Source organism: Hoyosella rhizosphaerae (genome assembly GCF_014643175.1).
Taxonomy (GTDB): Bacteria; Actinomycetota; Actinomycetes; order Mycobacteriales; family Mycobacteriaceae; genus Lolliginicoccus; species Lolliginicoccus rhizosphaerae.
Window position 1 is genome coordinate 71,105 of record NZ_BMJH01000001.1, and the last position, 11,809, is coordinate 82,913.

9 protein-coding genes are annotated in these 11,809 nt (G+C 58.8%); all 9 read left to right on the top strand.

Features of this window, described 5'->3' with window-relative positions:
• Positions 1 to 68 precede the first annotated feature (68 nt).
• The gene (fakA, locus tag IEW73_RS00335) at positions 69 to 1,739 is read left to right on the top strand and encodes a DAK2 domain-containing protein (RefSeq protein ID WP_307816180.1); all 1,671 of its coding nucleotides are present in this window, start codon (positions 69 to 71) and stop codon (positions 1,737 to 1,739) included.
• Positions 1,740 to 1,744: 5 nt separating this feature from the next.
• Positions 1,745 to 3,979, top strand: a complete 2,235-nt coding sequence (gene recG / locus IEW73_RS00340) for an ATP-dependent DNA helicase RecG (RefSeq protein WP_188669647.1) — start codon at positions 1,745 to 1,747, stop codon at positions 3,977 to 3,979.
• Between the two features lie 117 nt (positions 3,980 to 4,096).
• Complete coding sequence (locus IEW73_RS00345; protein ID WP_188669648.1) at positions 4,097 to 7,498, top strand: pyruvate carboxylase; 3,402 nt, start codon at positions 4,097 to 4,099, stop codon at positions 7,496 to 7,498.
• Positions 7,495 to 8,082, top strand: coding sequence for a 16S rRNA (guanine(966)-N(2))-methyltransferase RsmD (gene rsmD / locus IEW73_RS00350; RefSeq protein ID WP_188669649.1), 588 nt, complete (start codon positions 7,495 to 7,497; stop codon positions 8,080 to 8,082). Before IEW73_RS00345 ends, rsmD begins: the two co-directional genes overlap by 4 nt.
• Positions 8,079 to 8,567 carry a pantetheine-phosphate adenylyltransferase gene (gene coaD, locus IEW73_RS00355; protein WP_188669650.1) on the top strand — a complete coding sequence of 163 codons (489 nt, stop codon included), beginning with the start codon at positions 8,079 to 8,081 and terminating at the stop codon, positions 8,565 to 8,567. Before rsmD ends, coaD begins: the two co-directional genes overlap by 4 nt.
• A gap of 172 nt (positions 8,568 to 8,739) precedes the next feature.
• Positions 8,740 to 9,519 (top strand): DivIVA domain-containing protein, encoded by a 780-nt coding sequence (locus IEW73_RS00360; RefSeq protein ID WP_188669651.1) that lies wholly within the window; start codon positions 8,740 to 8,742, stop codon positions 9,517 to 9,519.
• A 51-nt stretch (positions 9,520 to 9,570) separates the two neighbouring features.
• A complete protein-coding gene (locus IEW73_RS00365) occupies positions 9,571 to 10,149 on the top strand; it encodes a YceD family protein (protein ID WP_188669652.1) in 579 nt (192 codons plus the stop codon).
• A 32-nt stretch (positions 10,150 to 10,181) separates the two neighbouring features.
• Entirely contained in the window at positions 10,182 to 10,898 is a 717-nt protein-coding gene (gene rnc / locus IEW73_RS00370; RefSeq protein ID WP_188669653.1) for a ribonuclease III, read from the top strand.
• A 9-nt stretch (positions 10,899 to 10,907) separates the two neighbouring features.
• Positions 10,908 to 11,801, top strand: a complete 894-nt coding sequence (gene mutM / locus IEW73_RS00375; RefSeq protein WP_188669654.1) for a bifunctional DNA-formamidopyrimidine glycosylase/DNA-(apurinic or apyrimidinic site) lyase — start codon at positions 10,908 to 10,910, stop codon at positions 11,799 to 11,801.
• The last annotated feature ends 8 nt before the right edge of the window (positions 11,802 to 11,809 follow it).

Below are 11,809 nucleotides of genomic sequence, written 5' to 3' on the forward strand. Positions count from 1 at the left end.
GACCGGTATGGCGGGCTACGCTTTGAGGTAATCGGACATGAGGGTCCACTGATGGGGAGGGGTGTGTAGTGCTGAAGGTTCTGAACGAACTTGACGCTCGCTCCCTAATGCAATGGGCGTCGGCATGTGTCGAGGGTCTTGATGCCCGACGGGATGAGATCAATCTGCTGAATGTTTTCCCGATAGCGGATTCCGATACCGGCACGAACCTGCACTTCACGATGAAGGCTGCATTTGATGCTGCCTCGCTGGCGTTAAACACTCCGGATGTTTCTGTGCATGACCTCGCGGTGGCGTTGGCGCGGGGTGCAGTGGCGGGCGCGAGGGGGAACTCTGGCGTCATCTTGTCTCAGGTGCTGCGCGGTGTGGCTGATGCCGCAGCGCATGGCCCCATTGATGGCAGGGTCTACCAAAATGCGCTCAGCGGAGCCCTCGAATTGGTCGGCCGTTCGATGTCGAATGTTGTTGAAGGCACGGTCGTCACAGTTCTTCGTGGTGCGGCGTGGGCTGCAGCGGCTGCGTCGGATGGTGACCTACCTGTGGTTGCGCGCGCCGCGGCGGATGGGGCAGCAGAAGCATTGGAGACCACGCCGTCGCAGCTGGCGGTGTTGCGGCAAGCGGGTGTCGTCGACGCTGGCGGTTTGGGATTGTTGATCATCCTGGATGCGATGGTGGGCGTGGTGTCTGGTGATATCCCGACGAGGCCTTCGTATGCAGCGCGCGCTGCTACCCCTGGGAACCTGCCTGTTGACGATGAGGGTGCGCAGAACTCCCAGGACGTGATGGCGTGCGTGACGGAGCACGTGCATGAGTATTCCGCTGGCGGGGTCGAATACGAGATCATGTACTTGCTTCGTGGGTGCGGTGACGACGGGGCTACGCAGTTGCGGGACAAATTGTCAGACCTAGGTGATTCAGTGATCGTTGTGGGTGACGGTTCTGGAGTGTGGTCGGTGCATGTGCACAGCATGGATCCCGGTGCTTCTGTGGAGGCTGGGCTTGCGGTTGGTGTCCCATATGACATTCGAATCACCGCTTTTGGTGCTGACCAGCCAGGGTTTTCGCCGTCGTCAAAGCCGCGCATACGCACCGTTCTGGCCATCGTTAACGGCGATAAGTGCGCGGAGTTGTTTCATAGCGAGGGCGCGTCGGTGCTTCGGTGCGGCGGGGAGTGCACACCGCAGGATTTGCTTGACGCTGTGTTGGCTGTGCGTGCGGACGAGATTTTTGTGCTGCCTAATGGGTTTATTCGCCCTGAGGAGCTAGTGGCGGTAAGTACTCAAGCTCGGCAATTGGGGCATCCTGCGGTTCTGCTACCGACGTCGAGTTTGGTGCAAGGGCTAGCAGCGCTTGCTGTGCATGATCCGACGAGGGCCGCATCGGATGATTCGTATGCTATGGCTGCCGCTGCGGCAGGAACGCGGTGGGGATCGGTGCGGCAGGCGCATGAAAGGGCTTTGACACTGGCTGGCACATGCGAGTCTGGTGACTTTTTGGCGTTGGTTGGGCGCGAGGTGCTTGTCATTGATGACGAATTCAAGCGGTCGGCGTTGAAGCTGGTGGACTTGATGTTGGGTGCTGGTGGGGAGCTGGTGACGGTACTGACGGGCGATAGTCACCTCGTTGCTGATTTCGACCGGGTGGTCGAGGAGCATATCGACCGGAATCACCCGGGTGTCGAGGTCATGATGTATTCCGGCGGGCAGAGCGAGGACATTATCCAGATTGGAGTGGAGTGACGGCGGTGGGCACTTCGGTCACTTTGTCGTCACCACTGCAAGGGTTGCTGGGTGACAAGACTGTGCTCACTTTGGGTGAGCAGTACGGCGCGCACACCGTGGGTGATCTTCTGCGGATATACCCGAGGCGGTACGCGCGCAACGGTGTTCCATTGGGCGACGAGCAGGCCGAACCTGGCGATCACATCACCGTCGTTGCGAATATCACGCGCGCTGATCTTGTTCCGATGAAGAATCGCCGCGGCAGTTTCTTGAAGCTCACGTTGCAGGCTGACCGCCAGCGGCTTGAGGCGACCTTTTTCAACCCGCAGAAACTGCGCCACGTTCTGAAACCAGGTTTGCGGATGATGTTTTCGGGAACTGTGTCGTTCTTCAGAGGCACTATGCAACTGACTCATCCGAGCTATGTCGAGTTGCGGGGGGCAGGCGAGGACGCCCGAGTTCGGGGGAGTGGCCAACTGGCGGAGTTGGCGCGCGCGCAACAAAAGTCTGCAGGCGTTGTTGACGAGGATGTCTTTGCCCGTGACATCATCCCGATTTACGACTCAACCCGAGAAATTCAAAGTTGGGAAGTGTGGACGGCGATTCGGGTAGTTCTGAACCAACTAGGCGAAATCGCTGACCCAATGCCGGAATCTGTTCGGCAGACGCGGGGCATGGTGTCTTTAGATACTGCGCTGAGGGCAGTGCACCTTCCAGATCGGCCTAGTGACTACGACACTGCGCGGGATCGCCTTCGGTTTGATGAAGCATTGACGATGCAGCTAGTACTGGCCCAGCAGCGAAGTGATGAGTCCCGCAGGGCCGCACCCCCCATGCCACCGCGGAGTGGCGGAATCGCGGCTGCATTCGAAGAACAACTGCCTTTTGTGCTCACCGCTGGCCAAAAGGCCGCGGGAAGCAAAATTAGTGAGCGACTTGCCGCAACGCACCCGATGAATGTGCTGCTGCAGGGCGAAGTGGGCTCGGGCAAAACAATCGTTGCGCTGCGGGCAATGTTGCAGGCCGTTGACGCCGGGTTCCAGTGCGCAATGCTTGCTCCCACTGAGGTGTTGGCGACGCAGCACTACCGTTCGCTGCGCAATATGCTGGGCGCGCTAGGGCAGGGTGGTGAACTTGGAAGTGCTCCGAACTCGACTGCTGTCGCGTTGCTCACTGGGTCGATGAATACCGCTCAACGTAAGAAGTCGCTTCTGAGCGTTGTGTCCGGAGACGCCGGGATCGTTATTGGAACCCATGCGCTTATTCAAGATTCGGTGGACTTTTTCAACCTGGGGTTGGTCATCATCGATGAGCAGCACCGGTTTGGGGTTGAGCAACGTGATCATTTGCGTTCCAAGGCGCGCGAAGGACTCACGCCACACATGTTGGTGATGACTGCGACGCCCATTCCGCGAACGATTGCTATGACAGTGTTCGGCGCCTTGGACGTGGTGACGTTGCGGGAGCTTCCGCGCGGGCGTAGCCCCATCGCAAGTTCGGTTCTCGCTCTTGGAGTTTCTCGACGGTGGTTGCCTCGGGTGTGGGAGCGGATTTCGGAGGAAGTTGACCGGGGGCGTCAGGCTTATGTGGTGTGCTCGCGCATTGGTGATGACGACTCGTCACCGCCAGGCGGTAAGGAAGGTCCCGAAACGACCTCAGTAGTCGACATGTTCGAGCACCTTGAACAAGGACCGTTGTCACACCTTCGTTTGGGGTTACTCCACGGCAGATTAGCGGCGGATGAGAAGGACTACACCATGCGAGAGTTCTCAGCGGGGAACATTGATGTCCTGGTGTGCACAACGGTGATCGAAGTCGGCGTTGATGTTCCAAATGCGACGGTGATGGTGATCGCCGACGCCGATCGCTTTGGTGTGAGCCAACTGCACCAGCTGCGCGGACGGGTGGGTCGAGGTGAGCACGCGGGCTTGTGCATCTTGATGAGCGAGGCTCCTGAGGGATCGGCAGCGCTGTCTCGTCTGGGCGAGGTGGCGGAGATCACCGACGGGTTCCGTCTTGCAGAGTTGGACCTTCGTACCCGCCGGGAGGGCGACATTCTTGGGGCAGCACAGTCGGGTACGCGCACATCCCTGCGGCTGTTGTCTTTGCTTGAACATGGCGAGGTCATCAGTGCTGCAAGGGATCTAGCCGAGGAGTTGGTTTCAGATGATCGCGACCTGACCAGTCACCCAGGTTTGGCGGAACTCGTGCGCGCTGCCACTTCGGTAGCGAACATTGACTACCTTGAGAAGGCGTGACGCAATCGGGCTGACGCCCGGTAGTGTTCCTAAATACGGAGCTTTTGCAGTGCACTCGCGATGTCGCTGCTGAGGCTCAGCGATCCGCGTGAGCAAACGTAAGGAGCTGGCACTCATATGTTCACCAAAGTTCTTGTCGCCAACCGAGGTGAAATCGCAGTGCGGGCTTTCCGCGCAGCTTACGAACTCGGTGCCGCTACTGTGGCTGTGTTTCCGTTCGAAGACCGAAATTCGATTCACCGGCTCAAAGCTGACGAAAGCTACGAGATCGGCGAACACGGGCACCCGGTGCGCGCCTATTTGTCGGTGTCCGAAATCATCAACGCTGCCGCAAACGCGGGCGCGGATGCTATCTACCCTGGGTACGGTTTCCTTTCGGAGAACCCTGATCTCGCGGCGGCTTGTGAAGAAGCGGGTATCGCCTTCGTTGGTCCCTCAGTTGAAGTTCTCGAACTAGCAGGGAACAAGGCCCGCGCCATTAACGCGGCTCGGGAAGCCGGACTGCCGGTGTTGAAGTCTTCTGAGCCCACCGCAGACATTGATGAGCTGATCGCTGCGTCGAAGACAATGGAGTTTCCAGTCTTCGTTAAAGCTGTGGCCGGTGGTGGCGGTCGCGGAATGCGTAGGGTCGACAAGAAGAGCCATCTCCGTGAGGCAATTGAGCAGGCGCAGCGCGAAGCAGAATCGGCGTTTGGTGACGCCACAGTGTTTCTGGAGCAAGCTGTCGTCAATCCGCGCCACATCGAGGTGCAAATCCTCGCTGACAAAGCGGGCAACGTCATTCACCTTTTCGAGCGTGATTGTTCGGTTCAGCGCCGCCACCAGAAAGTTGTGGAGCTTGCCCCAGCACCAAATCTTCCTGAGGAAACTCGGGACCTGATGTGTGCGGATGCTGTGCGGTTTGCTCGCAGCATCGGGTATTCGTGCGCGGGTACCGTTGAATTTTTGCTCGATGAGCGCGGAAAACACGTGTTCATTGAGATGAATCCACGCATCCAGGTGGAACACACGGTAACTGAAGAGGTCACTGATGTTGACCTTGTGCAGGCACAAATGCGCATTGCCAGTGGAGAAACCCTGTCCGACCTCGGGTTGACGCAGGAGTCGATCGTGTTGCGCGGTGCCGCGCTGCAGTGCCGCATCACCACTGAGGACCCCACCAACGGATTCCGACCCGACACCGGTCGCATCACGGCGTACCGCACCCCGGGCGGGGCTGGTGTTCGCCTTGACGGCGGTACAGCGTTGGGTGCTGAAGTTGGCGCCTACTTCGATTCCATGCTGGTCAAACTGACCTGCCGTGGCAGGGATTTCGATACAGCGGTGCGCCGTGCGCGGCGAGCATTGGCGGAGTTCCGCATTCGTGGAGTCTCCACAAACATCCCGTTCTTGCAGGGCGTTCTCGACGATCCCGATTTCAGGTCGGGCAATGTCAACACCTCGTTCATTGACAAGCGACCGCACCTTCTCACCCAGCACACTCCAGCCGACCGTGGCACAAAAATACTGCGGTATCTCGCCGACGTCACAGTGAACAAGCCGCATGGGGAGCGGCCAGTCGACTTCGATCCGCGCACCAAACTTCCCAAGCTGGACAAGGACGCTCCGATTCCGGACGGTTCGCGTCAACGACTGCTGAAGTTGGGGCCGGAAGGTTTCGCGGCGGCACTACGTGCACAGTCGGCCATCGGGGTGACGGATACAACCTTCCGTGACGCGCACCAGTCTTTGCTCGCCACTCGTGTCCGTACCCGGGACCTTCTGGGTGTCGCGGGACACGTCGCGCGCACCACGCCGGAGCTACTGAGTATCGAGGCTTGGGGTGGCGCTACATACGACGTTGCCTTGCGATTCCTCCACGAAGATCCGTGGGAGCGTCTCGCCCAGCTTCGGGAGGCAGTGCCGAACATCTGTTTGCAGATGCTGCTTCGCGGGCGAAACACTGTGGGCTACACCCCGTACCCGGAAAGTGTGACGCGCGCCTTTGTCGACGAAGCCACAAAGACCGGAATCGACATCTTCCGCATCTTTGATGCGTTGAACAATATTGATCAGATGCGTCCCGCAATCGATGCCGTTCGCGAGACGGGCACAGCGTTGGCTGAGGTTGCATTGAGCTACACAGGTGACCTCAGTAATCCAAATGAAAACCTGTACACGCTGGATTACTACCTCAAGCTTGCGGAACAGGCAGTTGACGCTGGTGCGCATGTCCTGGCAATCAAGGATATGGCTGGTTTGCTGCGGGCCCCTGCTGCAGCAACCTTGGTGAGCGCCCTGCGATCCAGGTTTGACCTGCCAGTCCATGTGCACACTCATGACACTCCAGGTGGGCAGCTTGCTACGTACCTGGCAGCGTGGGGTGCGGGGGCCGACGCAGTGGATGGTGCCGCAGCGCCGCTGGCGGGGACAACGAGCCAGCCAGCTCTGTCAGCTATTGTTGCCGCCGCAGCTCACACCGATCGCGACTCCGGTATTGATCTTGGTGCAGTGTGTGCGCTCGAACCGTACTGGGAAGCTGTACGAAAGGTGTACGCCCCGTTCGAATCAGGGCTGCCGTCGCCGACCGGGCGGGTGTACGAACACGAGATCCCGGGTGGTCAGCTGTCGAACCTCCGCCAGCAGGCCATCGCCCTGGGCTTGGGTGACCGCTTCGAGAAGATCGAAAACGCCTACGCTGCGGCGGATCGGCTCCTCGGTCGCCTGGTGAAGGTCACGCCTTCATCGAAGGTTGTGGGCGATCTGGCGTTGCACCTTGTGGGTGCGGATGTTTCCGTCGACGAATTTGCGGAAGATCCCGGGTCGTTCGACATCCCAGATTCAGTGATTGGGTTCTTGCGCGGTGAGCTCGGCGACCCCGCAGGTGGGTGGCCAGAACCGTTCCGCACGAAAGCTCTCGAAGGCCGCGCCGCCGCGAAGCCAGCACCGGAACTCAGTTCTGACACTGAACGCGCGCTTACTGAAGGGGACAGCGCCAAGCGCCAGCAAACTTTGAATACGTTGCTGTTCCCCGGCCCCGCCCGTGAGTTCCTTGACCACCAGGAGGAGTTTGGTGACACCTCACTGGTGTCGAGTAGTGAATTCTTCTATGGGCTGCAACCAGGCAAGGAACATCAGGTCCACCTAGAGCCAGGCGTAACCCTGTTGTTCGGACTCGAAGCGATCGCAGAGCCTGATGAGAAGGGCATGCGCACGGTGATGTGCACGATCAATGGGCAACTGCGCCCGGTGAAGGTTCGTGACCACTCCATTTCCAGCGAGGCGCCATCGTCGGAGAAGTCTGACAAGAACAACCCGGACCATGTACCTGCGCCATTCGCTGGTGTTGTCACGATTGCGGTGAAAGCGGGCGAGTCGGTGAAGTCCGGGGACACCGTGGCCACCATTGAGGCCATGAAGATGGAGGCTTCAATCACTGCGCATAAGGCAGGTACGGTGGCGCGCATCGCCATCAGTTCGGTGCAGCAGGTTGAGGGGGGAGACTTGATTGCCGTGATCGAGTCGGCTGCGTCCGAATGACGAGAATTATTGCTGGTGCGGTAGGAGGCACCCGGATTAAGGTGCCTCCTACCGGCACGCGGCCAACCTCTGACCGCGTGCGTGAAGCGCTGTTTAGCGCGTTGCAGGCCCGACTCGACTTCGCCGACATCAGGGTGCTCGACTTGTTTGCTGGGTCGGGAGCATTGGCTATTGAGTCGCTGTCGCGTGGCGCCGCACACGCCACTTTTGTCGAAAACAGCGGGCGCGCAGTGTCGGTGATCAAAACAAATTTGCACCTCACCCGACTGACGGACCGAGCTGTGGTGACAAAAGAAGACGTACTGCATTTTGTTCAGAAACCAGCCCAACATGGTTTTGACTTGGTTTTCGCCGATCCGCCGTACGCCGTTGATGACGACACAATCGAGGCTTTGCTTGTCGGGTTGGGTAGCAACGGATGGTTGAGCCCCGAAGCCTTTGTCGTTGTGGAGAGATCGGCGAGATCATCGTCGCCGAATTGGCCAACTGGTTTCGACGATGTGCTTGATAGGACGTATGGCGAGACACGGATCAGCATCGGTGAGTTCGCCACACCGACGGACCTGTTACCGTCAGCGTCATGAGTGGAGCCGTCTGCCCCGGATCTTTTGATCCCATCACCCGTGGCCACCTCGATGTTATTGAGCGTGCATCGAAAAACTTCGACCGCGTAGTGGTGGCGGTCTTGGTTAACCCGAATAAGCAGGGCATGTTCACTATTGATGAGCGCATGAAGCTTATTCGCGAAGTCACGTCTCACCTGCCCAATGTGGAAGTGGATTCGTGGCAGGGATTGTTGGTTGACTACACCACCAAAGAAAACCTCACTGCCATAGTCAAGGGTCTGCGGGCGGTCAGCGACTTTGAGTACGAACTGCAGATGGCGCAGATGAACAAGGAACTGACCGGTGTTGACACGTTCTTCACCGCTACAAACCCGATTTACAGTTTCGTGTCGAGTTCGCTGGTTAAAGAAGTGGCGACCTACGGCGGCGATGTTGCCCAGCATTTGCCGGACCCAGTGCACGAGGCCTTGCTTGCGCGCATTAAAGAGCGACAGGCGACGTAGATGGTAGGCCAGCGGTCGTTGAAGGACTATGCTCCAAGCTTGGAGCTGGGCAGACAGGCTCGCGCGCGGAAGATACCTGTGATCTGATGATGCGGAAGCCGACCAGTCCGGGCAGACTAGCGTGTGAGAGACGCACTTACTGCAAAAGCACAGTCAGAGATGTGGGGTAGCGGTGTATCGAGTTTTCGGCGCACTTGATGAAATTGTGGCCATAGTTGAAGAGGCACGTAGTGTGCCGATGACATCGGGTTGCATTGTGCCGCGTGGCGACGTGCTTGATTTGCTTGACGATATTCGTGAGGCGATTCCGTCCGAGCTTGACGATGCACAAGATGTGCTCGACCATCGGGACAAGCTTGTAAACGACGCGCGGGAAAACGCTGAGCAGACTGTGACTGCGGCGAACGACGAAGCCGAGACCACTGTGGGCAATGCGCGCGAGGACGCCGACCGAATGTTGCGGGAGGCGAAAGCGCAGGCTGACCGGATGGTCGCCGAGGCGAAAGCTCATGCTGAGCAACTTGTGTCGGAGTCGCAAGCGGAAGCCGATCGCACGGTGCAGGGCGGCCAACGTGAGTTTGAGGCGATCACCGCACGCGCGCGAAGTGAAGCTAATCGACTCATCGAATCGGGTAACGCAGCCTACGAACGTGCTGTGAGCGAGGGCGTCGCCGAGCAGCAGCGTCTTGTATCGCAATCCGAGGTAGTCCAGGCTGCACAAGCCGAGGCAAACAGGGTCGTTGACGCAGCTCATGCTGAGTCTGAGCGGTTGCGCGCCGATTGTGACGATTACGTTGATGCGAAGTTGGGTGAATTCGAAGAATTCCTCAATGGCACACTGCGGTCGGTCAGCCGTGGACGGCTCCGTTTGCGTGATGCTGGAGCGGGCGCGCCTGCCCCTAGCGTGGTCCCGCAGTTCGCGGAGGAACGAAGTACCTCTCGTCGCCGTTAGAATGGTGGAACTGTACGTTGAGTTTCACCTGAATCGGAGTGTGAGTGTGTGATGTCTAGCCAGCATGGTTCGGCGCTACCTAATAGAAATGCGCCGTTTGTGCTGGATGCACGAGCGTTGAATCGGGCGCCAGGGTCAATGCGTGAGGAACATCGCGTCGTATCAGCGCCTTCGCGTATGGGCCTAGACATGATTGCGATCGACAAGGGCAGAGATGTAACTCTGGACTTGCGGTTGGAATCTGTGTCCGAGGGCATTTTGGTCACCGGGACAGTGTCGAGCATCGCCTCGGGGGACTGCGTTCGTTGCCTCGAACCGATGGACCTTGATGTCGAAGTTCCTATCACCGAGTTGTTCGCCTATCCACACAGCGTTACGTCGGCAACGACGGAAGAAGAAGAGATCTACCGCCTCATTGATGACCTAATCGATCTTGAGCCTGTAGTGATCAACGGGCTTGGGCTCGAGTTGCCGTTGCAGCCATTGTGCTCGGAGGACTGCCCGGGATTGTGCACCGACTGCGGTGTTCCGATCGCTAGTGCCGAACCTGACCATGGGCATGACACAATAGATCCTCGGTGGTCGGGTCTGCTGGACAAAATGGGCAGCGCAGATTCATCGAAAAACTGATGGTTGCTTAAATTTTGACAGCGAAGGATTCCATGGCCAACAGCACATCTGATCGTGAGCAGTTGATCGCTGCTTTGGGCGTTGGTATTCGCGAAGATCTTCTAACCTTGGCGTTGACGCACCGTTCATATGCTTACGAGCACGGAGGTTTGCCGACCAACGAGCGGCTCGAGTTTCTCGGGGACTCTGTTTTGGGCTTGGCCATCACGGAGCACTTGTATGTGACGCACCCAGATAAACCAGAAGGTGAACTCGCGAAGATCCGGTCCAGTGTCGTCAATATGAACGCACTAGCTGACGTTGCGAGGGAACTCGGCGAAGGCGGTCTCGGCGCCCATATCTTCCTCGGCAAAGGTGAGGAACTAACTGGCGGCCGTGACAAGGCAAGCATCCTTGCTGACGGGATGGAATCCATCCTTGGCGCCATCTATCTCGACCACGGTCTGGATGTGGCACGCGATGTGGTGCTGAGACTGTTCCGCGGGCACCTTGAGCGTGGACCGCGTCTTGGTGCTGGCCTCGATTGGAAAACCAGTTTGCAGGAACTGACCGCGGAGCAAGGGTTGGGCGTCCCGGCATACGACGTCGAGTCGTCGGGGCCTGATCATGACAAGGAATTCACCGCGACGGTGCGGGTTTCGGGAACGGACTACGGTACCGGAACTGGACGCACCAAGAAGGAAGCCGAACAGAAGGCCGCCGGTGCCGCATGGCATGCGCTGTCTGCATTGTCGGTCCCAGCAGAGTAGCGGTGCAGTTTGCCTGAACTGCCCGAAGTTGAGGTTGTACGGCTTGGCCTAGAGCGCCACATTTTGGCTTCCACGATCAACCATGTCGCCGTATTGCACCCGCGTGCGGTTCGGCGACATGTGCCGGGGGCGCGCGACATCGAGACCCGCCTGCAGGGGCGTCAATTCGTTGCCGCTCACCGCCGAGGCAAATACTTGTGGCTTGAACTCGACTCGCCCAGCGGTGCTGGCGAGGAATCAGTGCTCGTTCATCTGGGGATGAGCGGCCAAATGCTGGTCCAGCCGCCAAATGTTGCACGGGAAGCCCATGCCCGCATCGTGGTGTCGCTCGCCAACGGGATGGAACTGCGATTCGTCGACCAACGCACATTTGGCGGCTGGATGATGGCAGACCTCGTGCCCAGCCACGGCGGCGCTATAGTTCCGGTGCCGATAACCCATATCGCTCGCGATCCTCTCGATCCACTGTGCGACATCGATCAGGTAGTCGAAGTGATGCGCGGCAAGACATCTGAGGTCAAGAGGCTTTTACTTGACCAAACAGTGGTGTCAGGAATTGGAAACATCTATGCAGACGAGGCGCTGTGGCGAGTCGGCATGCACGGTGCGCGCATCGCACAAACCCAGTCCCGGCCAAAACTGCGACGGTTGATCCACGCGGCCGCTGATGTCATGACAGAAGCACTCGCACAAGGCGGAACCACATTCGACGCGCTATATGTGAACGTGAACGGGCAGTCGGGGTATTTCAGTCGATCGCTGAATGCGTATGGGCGTGAGAATGAGCCGTGCGTGCGGTGTGGGGCGGTGATGCGTCGTGAGTCGTTTATGAATCGGTCGTCGTTTTATTGCCCTCGGTGTCAGCCGCGGCCCCGGCGCACGTCGAATGCGGCCCCGGCCTAAGCAGGACC

Excerpts from the sequence above, each read along its gene's own strand:
- IEW73_RS00345 (WP_188669648.1), top strand. The coding sequence starts at position 4,097 with ATGTTCACCAAAGTTCTTGTCGCCAACCGAGGTGAAATCGCAGTGCGG.
- rnc (WP_188669653.1), top strand. The coding sequence starts at position 10,182 with ATGGCCAACAGCACATCTGATCGTGAGCAGTTGATCGCTGCTTTGGGC.
- rsmD (WP_188669649.1), top strand. The coding sequence starts at position 7,495 with ATGACGAGAATTATTGCTGGTGCGGTAGGAGGCACCCGGATTAAGGTG.
- IEW73_RS00365 (WP_188669652.1), top strand. The coding sequence starts at position 9,571 with ATGTCTAGCCAGCATGGTTCGGCGCTACCTAATAGAAATGCGCCGTTT.
- coaD (WP_188669650.1), top strand. The coding sequence starts at position 8,079 with ATGAGTGGAGCCGTCTGCCCCGGATCTTTTGATCCCATCACCCGTGGC.